This is a genomic window from Vibrio sp. MED222 (genome assembly GCF_000153005.1).
GTDB lineage: Bacteria > Pseudomonadota > Gammaproteobacteria > Enterobacterales > Vibrionaceae > Vibrio > Vibrio tasmaniensis_A.
Genome location: NZ_CH902610.1, coordinates 147,707 through 164,654 on the forward strand (window position 1 = coordinate 147,707; position 16,948 = coordinate 164,654).

The 16,948-nt window shown below is 44.6% G+C and carries 17 protein-coding genes; 16 read left to right on the plus strand and 1 reads right to left on the minus strand.

The genetic code is table 11. From position 1 onward, the window contains the following. Positions 1-19 precede the first annotated feature (19 nt). A complete protein-coding gene (secD, locus tag MED222_RS03825) occupies positions 20-1,876 on the plus strand; it encodes a protein translocase subunit SecD (protein ID WP_009848282.1) in 1,857 nt (618 codons plus the stop codon). 14 nt (positions 1,877-1,890) lie between these two features. Further along, complete coding sequence (gene secF, locus MED222_RS03820; protein ID WP_009848283.1) at positions 1,891-2,838, plus strand: protein translocase subunit SecF; 948 nt, start codon at positions 1,891-1,893, stop codon at positions 2,836-2,838. A 344-nt stretch (positions 2,839-3,182) separates the two neighbouring features. Here the strand turns inward: secF and suhB are convergent, their stop codons facing one another. Continuing rightward, positions 3,183-3,986, minus strand: coding sequence for an inositol-1-monophosphatase (suhB, locus tag MED222_RS03815; RefSeq protein WP_009848284.1), 804 nt, complete (start codon positions 3,984-3,986; stop codon positions 3,183-3,185). A 181-nt stretch (positions 3,987-4,167) separates the two neighbouring features. Between suhB and trmJ the strand changes: the two genes are divergently transcribed. The 14 genes from trmJ to ispG all read left to right on the plus strand — a co-directional run bounded on the left by trmJ (position 4,168) and on the right by ispG (position 16,879). Continuing rightward, positions 4,168-4,896, plus strand: a complete 729-nt coding sequence (trmJ, locus tag MED222_RS03810) for a tRNA (cytosine(32)/uridine(32)-2'-O)-methyltransferase TrmJ (protein WP_009848285.1) — start codon at positions 4,168-4,170, stop codon at positions 4,894-4,896. Between the two features lie 116 nt (positions 4,897-5,012). Then, entirely contained in the window at positions 5,013-5,534 is a 522-nt protein-coding gene (gene iscR / locus MED222_RS03805; protein WP_010440512.1) for a Fe-S cluster assembly transcriptional regulator IscR, read from the plus strand. A gap of 27 nt (positions 5,535-5,561) precedes the next feature. Then, positions 5,562-6,776, plus strand: a complete 1,215-nt coding sequence (locus MED222_RS03800) for an IscS subfamily cysteine desulfurase (RefSeq protein WP_009848287.1) — start codon at positions 5,562-5,564, stop codon at positions 6,774-6,776. Between the two features lie 33 nt (positions 6,777-6,809). Beyond that, a complete protein-coding gene (gene iscU, locus MED222_RS03795) occupies positions 6,810-7,187 on the plus strand; it encodes a Fe-S cluster assembly scaffold IscU (protein ID WP_004735094.1) in 378 nt (125 codons plus the stop codon). A 103-nt stretch (positions 7,188-7,290) separates the two neighbouring features. After that, complete coding sequence (gene iscA, locus MED222_RS03790) at positions 7,291-7,614, plus strand: iron-sulfur cluster assembly protein IscA (RefSeq protein WP_004735095.1); 324 nt, start codon at positions 7,291-7,293, stop codon at positions 7,612-7,614. Between the two features lie 80 nt (positions 7,615-7,694). After that, positions 7,695-8,210, plus strand: coding sequence for a co-chaperone HscB (gene hscB / locus MED222_RS03785; RefSeq protein WP_009848288.1), 516 nt, complete (start codon positions 7,695-7,697; stop codon positions 8,208-8,210). Positions 8,211-8,232: 22 nt separating this feature from the next. Next, positions 8,233-10,083 carry a Fe-S protein assembly chaperone HscA gene (hscA, locus tag MED222_RS03780; RefSeq protein WP_009848289.1) on the plus strand — a complete coding sequence of 617 codons (1,851 nt, stop codon included), beginning with the start codon at positions 8,233-8,235 and terminating at the stop codon, positions 10,081-10,083. A 20-nt stretch (positions 10,084-10,103) separates the two neighbouring features. Continuing rightward, positions 10,104-10,442 (plus strand): ISC system 2Fe-2S type ferredoxin, encoded by a 339-nt coding sequence (gene fdx / locus MED222_RS03775; RefSeq protein ID WP_004735098.1) that lies wholly within the window; start codon positions 10,104-10,106, stop codon positions 10,440-10,442. A 92-nt stretch (positions 10,443-10,534) separates the two neighbouring features. After that, complete coding sequence (gene iscX, locus MED222_RS03770; protein ID WP_004735099.1) at positions 10,535-10,735, plus strand: Fe-S cluster assembly protein IscX; 201 nt, start codon at positions 10,535-10,537, stop codon at positions 10,733-10,735. A 206-nt stretch (positions 10,736-10,941) separates the two neighbouring features. Then, a complete protein-coding gene (pepB, locus tag MED222_RS03765; RefSeq protein WP_009848290.1) occupies positions 10,942-12,237 on the plus strand; it encodes an aminopeptidase PepB in 1,296 nt (431 codons plus the stop codon). A gap of 106 nt (positions 12,238-12,343) precedes the next feature. Next, complete coding sequence (gene ndk / locus MED222_RS03760; protein ID WP_009848291.1) at positions 12,344-12,778, plus strand: nucleoside-diphosphate kinase; 435 nt, start codon at positions 12,344-12,346, stop codon at positions 12,776-12,778. A 422-nt stretch (positions 12,779-13,200) separates the two neighbouring features. Further along, positions 13,201-14,343: a bifunctional tRNA (adenosine(37)-C2)-methyltransferase TrmG/ribosomal RNA large subunit methyltransferase RlmN gene (locus tag MED222_RS03755; RefSeq protein ID WP_009848292.1), complete on the plus strand. Its 1,143-nt coding sequence runs from the start codon at positions 13,201-13,203 to the stop codon at positions 14,341-14,343. 441 nt (positions 14,344-14,784) lie between these two features. After that, a complete protein-coding gene (gene rodZ / locus MED222_RS03750) occupies positions 14,785-15,750 on the plus strand; it encodes a cytoskeleton protein RodZ (protein ID WP_009848293.1) in 966 nt (321 codons plus the stop codon). Positions 15,751-15,757: 7 nt separating this feature from the next. Continuing rightward, the gene (gene ispG / locus MED222_RS03745) at positions 15,758-16,879 is read left to right on the plus strand and encodes a flavodoxin-dependent (E)-4-hydroxy-3-methylbut-2-enyl-diphosphate synthase (RefSeq protein ID WP_009848294.1); all 1,122 of its coding nucleotides are present in this window, start codon (positions 15,758-15,760) and stop codon (positions 16,877-16,879) included. Positions 16,880-16,948: the final 69 nt, after the last annotated feature.

Sequence of the window (16,948 nt, forward strand, 5' to 3'; positions counted from 1 at the left end):
CAGCTAGAGGATCCTCGCTGTGCTAAACCGTTATCCGTTATGGAAGTATTTGATGGTGATGTTTGCCATCGCTATCGCTGCGTTGTACGCACTTCCAAATATATACGGTGAAGATCCGGCAGTTCAAGTTACAGGGGCGCGTGGCGCCTCTGTAGATCTGTCTACGCTGGATGCTGTCACCAATGCTCTTGAAGCAGAAAACCTTTCTACTAAATCCGTTGCTCTCGAAAACGGTTCCATTCTTGTTCGATTTAACGATACAGATACGCAAATCAGTGCCCGTGATATCATCACAGAAGCACTAGGTGATGACGTTATCGTAGCTTTAAACCTAGCGGCTTCAACTCCTGATTGGCTTGAATCTATTGGTGCTGCACCAATGAAACTGGGTCTTGATCTACGTGGTGGTGTTCACTTCTTAATGGAAGTGGATATGGACGCTGCGATGCAAAAACTGGTTGGCCAACAAGAAGAAGCGTTCCGCAGTGAACTTCGTGAAGAGAAAATCCGCTACCGTGCTATTCGCCCATCGGGTAAAGATGCGGTTGAAGTGATTCTGCGTAACGAAGAGCAGCTTGCTGAAGCGAAATCGCTACTGCAATCTAAGCACCAAGATATGACGTTCGTAGATTCAGAATCTAACGGTCGTTTCTCTTTGATTGCTAACTTCACTGAAACTCGTCTTCAAGAAATCCGCAATTATGCGGTAGAGCAAAACATTACTATTCTACGTAACCGTGTTAACGAACTCGGTGTTGCTGAGCCTTTGGTTCAACGTCAAGGTGCTAGCCGTATCGTAGTGGAATTGCCAGGTGTTCAAGACACGGCTCGTGCTAAAGAAATTTTAGGCGCAACCGCGACTCTTGAATTCCGTGAAGTGGACAGCAGTGCCGATTTGGCCGCTGCAGCTTCTGGCCGTGCTCCTGCTGGTAGTGAAATTAAGCAAGACCGCGATGGTCGTCCTGTAGTACTTAAGAAACGCGTTATCTTAGGCGGTTCTAGCATTACAGATGCAAGCTCAAGTGTTGATGAATATGGTCGCCCACAAGTTAACATCTCGCTAGACAGCGAAGGTGGTAGCAAGATGTCTACATTCTCTCGTCAAAATATCGGTAAGCTAATGGCAACCGTATTTGCAGAGTATAAAGACAGCGGTCGTAAAACACCTGAAGGCCGAGTGATCCTAAGTAAGCACGAAGAAGTGATTAACCAAGCGACGATTCAATCTGCGCTTGGCCGTAACTTCCGTATTACAGGTATCGACTCAACGGCTGAAGCTCATAACTTGGCACTTCTACTACGTGCAGGTGCATTGATTGCGCCTATCTCGATTGTAGAAGAGCGTACGATTGGTCCATCTATGGGTCAACAAAACATCGATATGGGTATCATGGCGATGGTTTGGGGTATGGCTGCAGTAATGCTGTTTACACTGCTTTACTACCGTACTTTCGGTTTGATTGCGAACGTCGCTCTGATGGCTAACTTAGTGTTGATTATTGGTGTGATGTCGATGATTCCTGGCGCGACAATGACGCTACCAGGCATTGCCGGTATCGTATTGACGGTCGGTATGGCAGTCGATGCCAACGTTCTTATCTTTGAGCGTATACGTGAAGAACTTCGAGATGGACGTAGTCCACAACAAGCGATTCACCAAGGTTATGCAAACGCATTTAGTACAATCGCCGATGCCAACATCACCACACTACTAACAGCAATCATTCTATTTGCTGTCGGTACAGGTGCGATTAAAGGCTTCGCGGTAACGTTATCAATCGGTATCTTGACTTCAATGTTTACAGCTATTATCGGAACACGTTGTATCGTGAACCTGATGTATGGCGGCAAACGCGTTAAGAAACTGTCGATCTAAGGCTAGGAATTAATATGTTTCAGATTCTAAAAGCAGACAAAATGATCGACTTCATGCGTTGGTCAAAGGTTGCCTTTTTATTCTCAATCTTGATGATTGGTACTGCCATCTATACTCTAACAACGAAATCGTTGAACTGGGGTCTAGATTTTACTGGTGGTACCCTGATTGAAGTGGGTTTTGAGGAGCCAGCAAACCTACCTGACATTCGAAGCGCACTAGAAGCTGAAGGCTTTGGTGATGCTACGGTTCAGAACTTTGGTTCTGCGCGTGAGGTAATGGTTCGTCTACGTCCACGTGATGGTGTTGCGGGCGAAACGCTTGGTAACCAAATCCTGTCTGCAATTAAAGATGGTACTGGTGAGCAAGTTGAGATGCGTCGTATCGAGTTCGTTGGTCCTAACGTAGGTGACGAATTAACAGAAGCTGGTGGCCTTGCTATCCTTGTTTCTCTGATCTGTATCTTGATCTACGTATCAGTGCGATTTGAATGGCGATTAGCTGCAGGTGCTGTATTAGCCCTAGCGCACGACGTTATCATCACACTAGGTGTGTTCTCTCTAATGCAAATTGAGGTCGACCTTACCATCGTAGCAGCCTTGCTAACGGTAGTCGGTTACTCCCTCAACGATACCATAGTGGTATTTGACCGTATTCGTGAGAACTTCCGTAAGATGCGTAAAGGCGAGGCACCTGAAGTGCTGAACAGCTCAATCACACAAACATTGAGCCGTACATTGATCACTTCTGGTACAACGTTATTCGTAGTTATCGCACTGTTCGTTCAGGGCGGCGCTATGATTCACGGCTTTGCGACTGCACTTCTACTGGGTATTACCGTTGGTACTTACTCTTCTATCTACGTTGCATCTGCACTAGCTATGAAGTTGGGTATTACGCGTGAACACCTAATGCCACCACAAGTGGACAAAGAAGGTGAAGAGTTTGACGAAATGCCTTAGGCCACGGCTTAACAACTTTCGCTAAACCAAAAAAACCGCTGGGCAACTAGCGGTTTTTTTATGTCTGTATATTGTGGGTTAGCTTTTGGAACCGACTGAACATTGTCGTATTTACCAATACCAATACCAATACCAAGTGCCAAAGTAGCTAAGTCACTATCTAGTGGCGATCTAAATACAGCTTACAGAGCAGTGATTTGTGCTCACTGCAACTAACCGACATTTTGGTCGTATCTCGTATCTCGTATCTCGTATCTCGTATCTCGGATACAAAAAAGCCTCGCAATAGCGAGGCTTTGAAAATCTTCTGCTCTTAACTAAAGAGCATTAACGCAAGGTCTGAATTACTTCAGCATACCTTCGTTAGAGTTCTCACGAACGTGCTTAAGAATAGACTTAACACCACGTGCGCTTGAAGCAACAACATTACCAGAGGTCATGTAATCAGTGCCGCCTGCAAAGTCAGTCATGATAGCACCCGCTTCACGAGCGATTAGATCGCCAGCTGCTAGATCCCATGGCTTAAGGCCTAGTTCTAAGTAACCGTCAACACGGCCAGCTGCTAGGTAACATAGGTCAAGAGCTGGAGAACCAGTACGACGGAAATCAGCACAATCAACGAATAGACCAGAGATGATCTTCATGAAAGATTCAGAGTGTTGTTTTTGCTTGAATGGGAAACCAGTCGCTAGAACAGTACCTTGAAGGTCTTTTAGTTGAGTAACACGCATACGAGCGTTGTTAAGTTGAGCGCCAGCGCCACGTTGAGCTGTGAATAGCTCGTTTAGCATTGGGTCATAAACACAAGCAACTTCTGTACGACCGTTCATGCGAACAGCGATAGATACAGAGAAGTGAGGGAAACCTTTTACAAAGTTGTTGGTGCCATCTAGTGGGTCAACGATCCATTGTACGTCAGAATCTTTACCTTCAGTTAGGCCTGACTCTTCAGAAATAATGCTGTGCTCTGGGTAAGATGATTTGATTGTCTCAATGATCATGTACTCAGCTTCTTGAGCAATGTTAGTAACGTAATCGTTGTTACCTTTTAGAGACGATTCGATCTTATCAGTTGTTTCTAGAGATTTAGCAATATGGTTGCCAGCTTTACGCGCAGCGCGTATCGCAATGTTTAGCATTGGATGCATATGGTTTTTCCCACAAGATGTTAAAGAACAGTTTAAAGCGGCGGCGAGTATACCAAAGTTTCCCCAAAAGGGAAGTGGTTATTTTTTGAACTCTTGATTTCACATTCCGAGAAGGGTCTGACCATTTTACTTAGCTATGTGTTAATATCTCGCGATTATTTTTAAAGTGGTGTCATATAGCATGTTAGACAATGTAAAAGTCGTTCTGGTTGGTACGTCTCATTCGGGAAATATCGGATCAGCAGCTCGCGCAATGAAAGTGATGGGTTTGAGTCAGTTAGTTCTTGTAGACCCTCAATGTGAAGTTGACGAGCAGACCTTAGCACTGGCTGCGGGTGCAGGTGACATCGCGGAAAACGCGACCATCGTTTCTACACTGGATGAAGCAGTAAAAGACTGTGGTTTGGTGGTTGGTTCGAGTGCACGCTCTCGTACGCTTGAATGGCCAATGCTTGAGCCGCGTGAATGTGGACAAAAATTTGCAGTTGAAGGTCAAAAGCACCCTGTAGCGTTAGTGTTTGGCCGTGAGCGCACTGGCTTAACCAATGATGAGCTTCAGAAGTGTCATTTCCATGTATGTATTCCTGCAAACCCAGAATACAGCTCACTAAACCTAGCAATGGCAGTGCAGACTCTGAGCTACGAAGTGCGTGTAGCTCACCTTGATATGGTCGCTAGCCAATATCAGCCACAGCAACAAGATGAGTACCCTCGTCACGAAGAACTAGAAATGTTCTATGAGCACCTTGAAAAAGTGATCATTGATACCCAATTTATCTCTAAGGATAAGCCGGGTCAGGTGATGAATAAACTACGTCGTCTGTTCAGTCGAGCTCGTCCAGAGTTGCAAGAGATCAACACTCTACGCGGCATTTTGACTTCAATTGAGAAGAGCAAAAGCGACAAATAAAGCCCGCACAAACAATAAGGGTGAATACCTGACTAAAATAGTCAACTAAATACTTGACCAATTTAGTCGGGTATGGGAAGATTCCAACCACATAAACAATGTGGATACGGTGTGATATGAAACTTACATCTAAAGGAAGATATGCGGTAACAGCTATGCTAGATGTAGCACTGCATTCGCAAAAAAGCCCAGTTCCTCTGGCTGATATTTCAGAGCGACAAGGCATCTCGTTATCTTACTTAGAACAGCTATTTTCTAAGTTACGTAAAGCTGGCTTAGTTGCTAGTGTTCGTGGTCCTGGCGGTGGTTACCGTTTAGGTGCTGAAGCGAGCGACATCGCTGTCGGAACTGTAATTGCTGCAGTAGACGAATCAGTTGATGCAACTAAGTGTCACGGTCGAGCAGATTGCCAAGGTGGCAGTCGTTGTTTAACTCACACTTTATGGCGTGATTTAAGCTCCCGAATCAGCAGCTTCTTAAACGACATTACGCTCGGTGAGCTAATGAAAGATAACGAAGTTTTAGAGATTTCTGATCGTCAAGATATCGATCTTGCGGTTAATAATGGTTTTGCACATAAAAATACGAGCACTACAACGATTAGTGCAGCACCTCACGGTGTTAATGCCCGCTCTTAGCGGTCAGTTTTTACATTGGAGTAGAAAATGAAACTGCCTATTTACTTTGACTATTCAGCTACATGCCCAGTCGATCCACGTGTTGCTGAAAAAATGGTTCAGTGCATGACGATGGACGGTAACTTCGGTAACCCTGCATCTCGTTCACACCGTTACGGCTGGCAGGCAGAAGAATCAGTAGATAATGCTCGTGAGCAAATTGCCGATCTACTAAATGCAGACCCACGTGAGATTGTTTTTACGTCAGGTGCTACAGAGTCAGATAACCTTGCTATCAAAGGTGCAGCGCACTTTTACGAGAAGAAAGGTAAGCACGTAATCACGTGCAAAACAGAACACAAAGCGGTTCTTGATCCATGTCGCCAACTAGAGCGTGAAGGTTTTGAGGTTACATACCTTGAGCCAGAAGCTAACGGCATCATCGATCTAGACAAGCTACAAGCTGCAATGCGTGAAGATACTGTTCTAGTTTCTATCATGCACGTAAACAACGAGATTGGTGTAATCCAAGATATCGGTGCAATCGGCGAATTATGTCGTGCACGCAAGATTATCTTCCACGTTGATGCGGCGCAGTCTGCGGGTAAAATCCCACTAGACGTAAAAGAGATGAAAGTTGATCTTATCTCTATGTCTGCACACAAAGCATACGGCCCTAAAGGCATCGGTGCTTTGTACGTTCGTCGTAAGCCACGTATTCGCCTTGAAGCGCAAATGCACGGTGGCGGTCATGAACGTGGTTTCCGTTCTGGTACGCTTGCTACTCACCAAATCGTGGGTATGGGCGAAGCGTTTGCTATCGCTAAGCAAGACATGCAGAAAGATTACGACCACGCACTAGCACTTCGTGAGCGCCTATTGAAAGGTGTTCAAGATCTAGAAGCAGTAACCGTAAACGGCGACTTAGACCAACGTGTACCACACAACCTAAACGTGAGCTTCGCTTTCGTTGAAGGTGAGTCTCTGCTTATGTCTCTAAAAGACCTAGCGGTATCATCAGGTTCTGCATGTACATCAGCAAGCCTAGAGCCTTCATACGTTCTACGTGCTCTTGGTCTGAACGATGAACTGGCACACAGCTCAGTACGTTTCTCATTCGGCCGTTTCACAACGGAAGAAGAAATCGACTACGCGATTGCACAAATCCGTGTAGCGGTAAACAAATTACGCGACATGTCTCCTCTATGGGATATGTATAAAGAAGGGATTGATTTGAACACTGTTGAGTGGGCTCATCACTAATCTCACGGAAATAGAGGATTCGAGGTAACTATCATGGCATATAGCGAAAAAGTAATTGATCACTACGAAAACCCACGTAACGTAGGTTCGTTTGATAAAGAAGACCCAAGTGTAGGTAGCGGCATGGTTGGCGCACCGGCTTGTGGTGACGTAATGAAACTGCAAATCAAAGTATCTGCAGAAGGTATTATTGAAGACGCAAAATTCAAGACTTACGGTTGCGGTAGCGCAATCGCTTCTAGCTCACTGGTTACAGAGTGGGTTAAAGGTAAAAGTATTGATGAAGCTGCTGCTATTAAAAACTCTGAAATCGCAGAAGAGCTTGAGTTGCCACCAGTGAAAGTTCACTGTTCAATTCTTGCTGAAGATGCAATCAAAGCAGCTGTTGCGGATTACAAAAAGAAGCACTAATCGCTTCAATACCGTAATTACGTCGACAAAATAAGTAATATTTTGGAGCACCCTTTGTGCTCCCACCTGAGTTCTCAATTTATATAAAACACAAGGTTGTAGTATGGCCATCACCATGACAGATACGGCAGCAAGCCGAGTTCAAGCTTTCCTAGATAACCGTGGTAAAGGTCTCGGGTTACGCTTAGCAGTAAAAACTACTGGCTGTTCGGGTATGGCGTATGTACTGGAATTCGTTGACGAGCTTAACGAAGAAGACGAAGTGTTTGAGCACTCAGGTGTTAAGGTCATCATTGATCCAAAGAGCCTAGTATACCTAGACGGTACTGAGCTTGATTATGTAAAAGAAGGCCTAAACGAAGGTTTTGAATTCAACAACCCGAACGCGAAAGGCGAATGTGGTTGTGGTGAGAGCTTCAATGTTTAAACGCTTGAATCGTTAAGCGTTGTAAGCGAAGAATAAAATTAGGCTCTGAACAAAGAGCCTAAACTTAGGACCACCTTTACATGAATCATTTCGAATTATTTGGGCTACCACTTCAGTTTCAACTGGATGGTAGCCTTCTTTCTTCTCAGTTTAGAGATCTGCAACGCCAATTCCATCCTGATAAATTTGCGATAGCTTCTGAGCGTGACCGCTTATTAGCCGTGCAAAAAGCGGCACAAATCAACGATGCGTATCAGGTATTGAAGAATCCAATCAGCCGAGCAGAATACCTGCTAGTTCAACACGGTGAAGACATTCGTGGCGAACAACAAACCATGCAAGATCCGATGTTCCTGATGGAGCAAATGGAACTGCGTGAAGAGCTGGAAGATATCGCAGACAGTTCTGATCCTGAAGATGCGCTATTTGCATTTGAAGGCAAGGTTAGCAAAATGTATAAACAACAATTAAGCGCTATCCAACAAGAACTCGAAAGCGAAGCTTGGCTAGAAGCTGCAGACCGAGTAAGAAAGCTTAAGTTTATTGCAAAATTAAAGAATGAAATCGAATTAGTTGAAGATCGTTTGATCGGCTAGTTTGTATAACAAGGACACATCCATGGCACTACTTCAGATTGCAGAACCAGGGCAAAGCGCCGCTCCTCACCAGCACAAGCTTGCTGTGGGTATTGATTTAGGTACAACAAACTCGTTGGTTACTGCAGTACGCAGTGGCGAGGCAAGTACACTCGTTGATCAACAAGGTCGAAGCATTTTACCTTCAGTTGTTCACTATACGTCAGAGTCGTACACCACTGGCGATGAAGCTCGTGCTAACGCGCAGACTGACCCTAAAAATACCATTATCTCAGTTAAGCGATTAATCGGTCGTTCACTGTCAGATATTCAACAGCGATACCCGTCTCTGCCATATCAGTTTGAAGAAAGTGATAATGGTTTACCTGTGATCCGCACAGAACAAGGCAACAAGAACCCAATCCAGGTTTCTGCGGATATTCTACGAGCGCTTGGCCAACGTGCTGAGTCTACGTTAGGCGGTGAGTTATCTGGCGCCGTAATTACGGTTCCTGCGTATTTTGATGATGCACAGCGTGCTGGTACGAAAGACGCGGCTCAACTTGCTGGTCTTCACGTGTTACGTCTTCTTAATGAACCTACTGCGGCAGCGATTGCTTACGGTCTGGATTCAGGTAAAGAAGGGGTGATTGCGGTTTATGACCTTGGCGGTGGCACGTTTGATATCTCTATCTTACGCCTGTCTAAAGGTGTTTTTGAAGTATTAGCAACGGGTGGCGACTCTGCATTAGGCGGAGACGACTTTGACCACTTGATCGCAGAGCACTTCCAAGAGCAAATGGGCTTATCAGAGCTAACCGCAGAACAGAATCGTATTCTTCTAGATGCAGCAACAGAAGCGAAGATTGGCTTATCTGAAGCTGAAAGCGTTAATGTTGAAGTGTTGGGTTGGGCTGGTTCATTAACTCGTGAAGAGTTTGAAGACATCATTAAGCCGCTTGTTAAGAAAACACTGCTTTCATGTCGTCGTGCATTGAAAGATGCTGAAGTTGACGCGGATGATGTTCTAGAAGTCGTGATGGTCGGCGGTTCAACTCGTACGTTACTTGTACGTGAAATGGTCGGTGACTTTTTTGGTCGTACGCCATTAACCAGCATTAACCCAGATGAAGTGGTTGCGATTGGCGCTTCTATCCAAGCGGATATCTTAGTCGGCAACAAGCCTGACTCTGAAATGCTGCTGCTTGATGTTATTCCTCTTTCCCTAGGTATCGAAACGATGGGTGGCTTGGTCGAAAAGATCATCCCACGCAATACCACGATCCCTGTTGCTCGCGCACAAGAATTTACCACGTTCAAAGACGGTCAAACTGCAATGACAGTACACACCGTGCAAGGTGAACGTGAGATGGTTGATGACTGTCGTTCATTGGCTCGTTTTGCTCTAAAAGGCATTCCACCAATGGCTGCTGGTGCGGCGCATATTCGTGTGACTTACCAAGTAGATGCTGATGGCCTGCTATCGGTGACTGCTATGGAGAAGAGCACAGGTGTTCAAGCTGAAATTCAGGTTAAACCGTCTTACGGCTTAAGCGATAATGAAGTGGCGAATATGCTGAAAGATTCGATGACGTTTGCTAAGGAAGACATGCAAGCGCGTGCTCTCGCTGAACAACGTGTAGAAGCAGATCGTGTTATCGAAGGTCTTATTGCAGCAATGCAAGCTGATGGCGATGAGCTGCTTGATGAGCAAGAAAAACAGCTCCTTCTGCAAGCTATTGAAGCACTGATTGAAGTGCGTAATGGCGAAAGCGCTGATGCCATCGAACTAGAAATTAAGAATACCGACAAAGCGAGCCAAGACTTTGCTTCTCGTCGTATGGATAAATCAATTCGAGCTGCACTGTCAGGTCAGTCAGTCGATAATATTTAATAGTTAGAGAATAGATAAACATGCCAAAGATTATTGTTTTACCTCACGAAGATCTATGTCCAGAAGGCGCTGTTTTAGAAGCAAAAACTGGTGAGACGGTTCTTGATGTTGCATTGAAGGCCGGTATTGGTATTGAACACGCATGTGAGAAGTCGTGTGCATGTACTACATGTCACGTCGTGATTCGTGAAGGTTTCGACTCTTTAGAAGAGAGTGATGACCTAGAAGACGACATGCTAGATAAAGCATGGGGTTTAGAGATGGAATCTCGCCTTGGTTGCCAAGCTAAAGTGGCTGATACTGACCTTGTAGTTGAAATTCCAAAGTACACACTGAACTTAGCTTCTGAAGAGCACTAAGAAATAAGCTCGACCAAAACTGTTAGTAAAGCTGGCATAGAATATAAGTCACTAAGATGACAAATCGTCGCTGATAAAGATAAGGAAATGTTATGAGTTTGAAATGGATTGATTCGCGAGATATTGCGATTGAACTATGTGATTTATACCCAGATACCGATCCTAAAACAGTACGCTTCACGGACTTGCATCAATGGGTGCTAGATCTTGAAGATTTTGATGATGAGCCGAATCACTCGAATGAGAAAATTCTAGAGGCCATTATATTGTGCTGGATGGATGAGATGGATTAATCCTCTTGTCTAATCACTTGGTCGCGGGTTGGTATCAGTCCAATGTAAAACGCAGCCAAGTTAACAATTCTTACTAAAAAAAGCGGACCTTATGGTCCGTTTTTTTATCAAAATGACATTTTCCTCCTACATAATGCTAACATCAGTGCGCTAATAAAAAACAATCAGAATCACATACTCAAAGTGGTTCATGACAAGGAGAAATCATGTCTACACAGATGTCAGTATTTTTAAGTCAAGAAGCTGCCCAGCCTCAGTGGGGAGCAAGAGCTATTTTATCGTTTTCAGAAGCGGGAGCGACAATTCACATTGGTGAAGGCCACGATCTAGGCGCAGTTCAACGTGCAGGTCGTACGCTTGACGGACAAGGTATCGCATTGGTTGCACTTAGCGGTAAAGGCTGGGATCTAGAAAGTGTTTGGGCTTTTTACCAAGGCTACCGTGGACCAAAGAAAAAGAATGCATTGGAGTGGGATGCTCTAGCTGAAGCTGATCAAGTTGAATTAGAAGCACGTATCCGCGCGACAGATTGGACTCGTGACATCATCAACAAAACGGCTGAAGAAGTTGCCCCTCGTCAATTAGCTACAATGGCAGCTGAATACATCAAGTCAGTGGCACCAGCAGGCACTGTTAAAGCGAAAATCGTTAAAGACAAAGATCTCCTAACTGAAGGTTGGGAAGGCATCTATGCGGTAGGCCGCGGCTCTGAGCGTACTTCTGCAATGCTTCAACTGGACTTCAACCCAACCGGCGATGAAAACGCACCCGTGTTTGCTTGTCTTGTGGGTAAAGGTATCACTTTCGACTCAGGCGGTTACAGCATTAAGCCAGGTCAATTCATGACAGCAATGAAGGCTGACATGGGTGGCGCCGCGACTATTACCGGTGGTTTAGGTCTTGCGATTGAACGTGGCCTGAACAAGCGCATCAAGCTTATCTTATGTTGTGCAGAGAATATGATCTCTGGTCGTGCATTGAAGCTTGGCGACATCATTACTTACAAAAATGGTAAGACTGTCGAGATCATGAATACCGATGCGGAAGGTCGTTTAGTTTTGGCTGATGGCCTGATGTTCGCAAGCGCTCAGAATCCTGAGTTGATCATCGACTGTGCAACGCTAACTGGCGCGGCTAAAAATGCATTAGGTAACGACTACCACGCATTATTGAGCTTTGATGATGAGTTGTCTCATCAAGCACTAACGGCTGCGAACCAAGAGAAAGAAGGTCTATGGCCATTGCCGCTTGCTGATTTCCACCGTGGTATGTTGCCTTCAAACTTTGCTGATCTTTCAAACATCAGCTCTGGTGATTACACTCCGGGTGCAAGTACAGCTGCCGCGTTCCTTTCTTACTTTGTAGATGACTACAAAAAAGGTTGGATTCACATGGATTGCGCGGGTACTTACCGCAAGTCATCAAGTGATAAGTGGGCTGCAGGCGCGACTGGTATGGGTGTTCGTACACTGGCTCGTCTTCTTATCGACCAAGCAAAATAATAATAAGAGTGAGCGGTATTTCGATACCGCTTATTCATAAACTCAGATCGAATGATCTTAGTAATTTCAGTATTTAATAACAAAAAAATGAAGTGAAGGAATCCCTATGGCTCTAGAAAGAACGTTCTCAATTGTTAAGCCGGATGCAGTTAAGCGTAACCTTGTCGGTGAAATCTACCACCGCATTGAAAAAGCTGGCCTACAGATTATTGCCGCTAAAATGGTTTCTCTTACAGAAGCGCAAGCAAGTGGCTTCTATGCAGAACATGAAGGTAAAGATTTCTTTGGACCACTAAAAGAGTTCATGACTTCTGGTCCTATCATGGTTCAAGTACTTGAAGGCGAAAATGCGATCGCTCGTTACCGTGAACTAATGGGTAAAACTAACCCAGAAGAAGCTGCATGCGGCACTATCCGTGCTGACTACGCAATCAGCATGCGTTACAACTCAGTACACGGCAGTGATAGCCCTGAATCTGCGGCTCGCGAAATCGAATTCTTCTTCCCAGAATCTGAAATTTGCCCGCGTCCAGCTGAATAAGCAGACAACAGCAAGTCTCAATAAAGGCTTCACTTCGGTGAAGCCTTTTTCATTTCTGGTGAGTTCTCGTGTTATTCCTGAGAGTGAAGAAGGAGCATATCAGGAGTCTGAGTTTACTATTGGAGATTCCAGATACCTCGTTCCTCGGTTCTGGAATGACGAACAAGTCGCGTTAGTAGGAGGTCGGAGAGGGTGCGAGTATTAGGTGGTTAAAGCCCGTCATTCCCGAAAGCGACGGAGGAGCGTAATCGGGAATCTCTCTTTGAATTGGCCGAACTTAAGCAGGTAAATTTGACTGTGTGAATTTTAATCACTTAAGTTTGAATGTCTTAGTAAACACAAGGTTTTACAGTGCTTGTTGAAGTCGCGTAAAGGCTGTACAATTCGCGCCCTTAATTATTGTTCCGTCATTGAGAGGCATCATGACCACAGCTAAAGTCAATCTACTCGATTTTGATCGTAAAGGTCTTCGTAAATTTTTCACAGAAGAACTGAATGAGAAAGCGTTTCGAGCAGAGCAAGTGATGAAGTGGATTTATCACTTCGGTGTCGATGACTTCGAACAAATGAACAACATCAACAAAAAGTTACGTGAGAAACTGCTGCATCGCTGTGAGATTGTTGCACCTATCGTTTCTGAAGCTCAGCACTCTGCGGATGGCACCATTAAATGGGCGATGAGCGTTGGTGACCAAGACGTTGAGACTGTATACATCCCAGATGGTGATCGTGCGACGCTATGTGTTTCTTCGCAAGTAGGCTGCGCGCTTGAATGTAAATTCTGCTCTACGGCTCAACAAGGCTTCAACCGTAACCTGAAAGTTTCAGAGATCGTTGGTCAAATCTGGCGTGCTGCACGTGAAATCGGTTTAGAGAAAGAAACGGGTCGTCGTCCAATTACTAACGTCGTAATGATGGGTATGGGTGAACCTCTATTGAACATGAAGAACCTAATTCCATCATTGGAGCTGATGCTTGATGATCTAGGTTTCTCACTGTCTAAGCGTCGTGTAACAGTATCAACATCTGGTGTTGTTTCTGGTCTTGATCAGATGACAGACAACATCGATGTAGCTCTGGCTATTTCTCTACACGCACCAAACGATGCACTACGTAGCCAAATCATGCCAATCAACGATCGTTGGGATATCCAAGACTTCCTAGCATCGGTTCGTCGCTACATTGCTTCTTCAAATGCTAACCGCGGCAAAGTAACGGTTGAGTACGTTCTGTTGGATCATGTGAATGATGATATGGACCACGCTCGTGAACTTGCTGAGCTAATGAAAGATACGCCTTGTAAGATCAACTTGATTCCATTTAACCCTTATCCGGGTTCGCCTTATAAGAAGCCAAGCAACTCTCGTATTGATCGCTTCCAAAAAACGCTGATGGAATACAACTACACAGTTACGGTTCGTAAAACTCGTGGTGATGATATTGATGCCGCATGTGGTCAGCTGGTTGGTGATGTTATTGATAGAACCAAGCGTACTAAAATGCTGAAAGCCGCCTCTGAAGCTAACTTGATCGCAGGTGATGTGATTCAAGTAAAAGCGGTTTAAATACCATTTAGATCTAAACAAGCCAGAAGGATTCCTTCTGGCTTGTTGCTTTTCTGGAAGGTGAATTTCCAATAATTGGATTTTTTCCCCACGCTTTCTTACATTTTTCGTCAAATTTTGGACAAAACCATGAGCTGACGGTAAATTTTGTTTAAAGTGTTTTTGCCTTGCAATGGCATTAGCTTATGATTAACTCATCTTAAATTAATTTAAGTGCTCGCTTGTTACCCGATAATCATCAATGTGTCTATTTAGGTTGGCTACTTGATAAACTAGCTTCCTGAGAAGGTCATCCATAGTCAATGGGTGATGTTCGTCTTTAAGGGTTGATGATTTAGATAACAGGAAAAATTCCACACAAAGTGGGTTGTTAGATTGAGCTTAAACGACAATAAAAATGCTCTCATCAACCTGCGATAATACTTTAGAAGTTCACTCTCTATGAACACAGAACACGAAACACAAACAAAAGAAACTGTCGCTCCAGAAATCGAAGCGGGAACGCTGCTTAAAAATAAACGAGAATCTCTTGGTTTAACACAAAAGCAGATTTCTGATCGTTTAAAGCTGCGCGTTACGCTGATCCAACAAATTGAAGAAAACCAATTCGAGTCAGATCAAGTTGCCACCTTTATGCGTGGCTACATTCGTTCATACGCGAAATACGTCAATCTTGACGAAAAGGTCGTATTGAGCGCACTCCATCATGCTGGTGACGCTCAACATCAAGAACAAGAAATGTTGAGCTTTTCTCGTAAGACCAAAACCGAGAAGCACAACAGCCGTATTATGATCCTTACTTGGAGCATTTTTGCGGTAATTGCGGGTATCTCCTCACTGTGGTGGTGGCAGAACCAACAACAAGACACCCTATCTCAATCTTTAGCTAATACTGAAAGCTCAGAAGAGCTAGCTGTAGAAGAATCACTTGCCCCTGAATTCACCTCTTTAGAAGTGATTGAAGCTGAACAAAATGAAGAGGGTTCTTCTGTTGTTGAAAGTACTGATGACCTTGCTGCGATAAGCGATGCGGAAGATTCTGTTACTTCAACTGACGAAACTACTGCACAGCAAGCAACAGAGACAGAACAAACTGCTGAAGTTGCTGTTAATGCTGAAATTGCTGCTAATGCAGAAGCTGTTGAAGCAAGCACTGCGCCTGAAGCTGTGATTAACGAGTTAGTGATGCAGTTCTCTGCTGATTGCTGGATCCAAGTGAAAGATGCTTCGGGCAAAACCTTGTCGACTGGCATCAAAAAAGCAGGTCAGTCGTTAAATCTATCAGGAACTGCGCCATATAAAGTGATTCTAGGTGCGCCAGAGGGCGTATCGATGACATTTGCAAGTGAACCTGTCGACCTTTCTGGGTATACTTCAGGCAAAGTAGCTAGAATAACCTTACCTTAGAGTTAATATGCAACACGAATCTCCTATTATTCGTCGCAAATCAACCCGTATTTATGTGGGTGATGTGCCGATCGGTGATGGTGCACCAATTGCTGTGCAATCCATGACCAACACAAGAACAACAGATGTAGCCGCGACCGTTGCTCAAATTAGAGCTCTGGAAAAAGTTGGCGCTGATATCGTTCGCGTATCTGTACCGACTATGGATGCAGCTGAAGCCTTTAAGCTAATCAAGCAGCAGGTCTCTGTTCCTTTGGTTGCTGATATTCACTTCGACTACCGTATCGCACTTAAAGTGGCTGAATACGGTGTTGACTGTCTGCGTATCAACCCAGGTAACATCGGTAACGAAAGCCGCATTCGCTCTGTTGTGGATTGTGCTCGTGATATGAATATCCCGATTCGTATTGGTGTTAACGGCGGTTCTCTTGAAAAAGAGATCCAAGAGAAATACACAGAGCCTACAGCAGAAGCGCTTGTTGAATCTGCAATGCGTCACGTCGACATCCTAGACCGTTTGAACTTTGATCAATTTAAAGTCAGCGTTAAGGCGTCTGATGTATTCCTAGCCGTCGGTTCTTACCGTTTGCTTGCTAAGCAGATTGATCAACCTCTTCACCTTGGCATTACCGAAGCGGGTGGTGCGCGTGCAGGTTCTGTGAAGTCAGCGGTAGGTTTAGGCATGCTTCTCTCTGAAGGTATCGGCGATACGCTGCGTATCTCGTTAGCGGCTGATCCTGTTGAAGAGATCAAAGTTGGCTTTGATATTCTTAAATCTTTGCGCATTCGCTCGCGTGGCATCAACTTCATTGCGTGCCCGAGCTGTTCTCGTCAAGAGTTCGATGTTATTAACACCGTTAATGCTCTTGAAGAGCGCCTAGAAGACGTGATTACTCCAATGGATGTATCTATCATCGGTTGTGTGGTTAACGGCCCTGGTGAAGCTGAAGTGTCTCACTTAGGTCTAGCTGGTAGTGCACGTAAGAGTGCTTTTTACGAAGACGGTAAGCGTCAGAAAGAGCGCTTCGATAACGATGACCTTGTCGACAAACTTGAAGCTAAGATTCGTGCAAAAGCATCAGTGCTTGATAAAGCAAATCGCATTGATGTAGAAAACTTAGAAGATTAATACAACGCGATGGGGTGTGATTGTCTATTCGCACTGATACCTGGTCGTGAGAAATTACGGAATAAATAC

Coding starts and splice junctions, on each gene's coding strand:
- hscB (WP_009848288.1), top strand. CDS start 7,695: ATGAATCATTTCGAATTATTTGGGCTACCACTTCAGTTTCAACTGGAT.
- pepB (WP_009848290.1), top strand. CDS start 10,942: ATGTCTACACAGATGTCAGTATTTTTAAGTCAAGAAGCTGCCCAGCCT.
- secF (WP_009848283.1), top strand. CDS start 1,891: ATGTTTCAGATTCTAAAAGCAGACAAAATGATCGACTTCATGCGTTGG.
- iscX (WP_004735099.1), top strand. CDS start 10,535: ATGAGTTTGAAATGGATTGATTCGCGAGATATTGCGATTGAACTATGT.
- MED222_RS03800 (WP_009848287.1), top strand. CDS start 5,562: ATGAAACTGCCTATTTACTTTGACTATTCAGCTACATGCCCAGTCGAT.
- rodZ (WP_009848293.1), top strand. CDS start 14,785: ATGAACACAGAACACGAAACACAAACAAAAGAAACTGTCGCTCCAGAA.
- ispG (WP_009848294.1), top strand. CDS start 15,758: ATGCAACACGAATCTCCTATTATTCGTCGCAAATCAACCCGTATTTAT.
- ndk (WP_009848291.1), top strand. CDS start 12,344: ATGGCTCTAGAAAGAACGTTCTCAATTGTTAAGCCGGATGCAGTTAAG.
- suhB (WP_009848284.1), bottom strand. CDS start 3,986: ATGCATCCAATGCTAAACATTGCGATACGCGCTGCGCGTAAAGCTGGC.
- fdx (WP_004735098.1), top strand. CDS start 10,104: ATGCCAAAGATTATTGTTTTACCTCACGAAGATCTATGTCCAGAAGGC.
- hscA (WP_009848289.1), top strand. CDS start 8,233: ATGGCACTACTTCAGATTGCAGAACCAGGGCAAAGCGCCGCTCCTCAC.
- iscR (WP_010440512.1), top strand. CDS start 5,013: ATGAAACTTACATCTAAAGGAAGATATGCGGTAACAGCTATGCTAGAT.
- iscU (WP_004735094.1), top strand. CDS start 6,810: ATGGCATATAGCGAAAAAGTAATTGATCACTACGAAAACCCACGTAAC.
- trmJ (WP_009848285.1), top strand. CDS start 4,168: ATGTTAGACAATGTAAAAGTCGTTCTGGTTGGTACGTCTCATTCGGGA.
- MED222_RS03755 (WP_009848292.1), top strand. CDS start 13,201: ATGACCACAGCTAAAGTCAATCTACTCGATTTTGATCGTAAAGGTCTT.
- iscA (WP_004735095.1), top strand. CDS start 7,291: ATGGCCATCACCATGACAGATACGGCAGCAAGCCGAGTTCAAGCTTTC.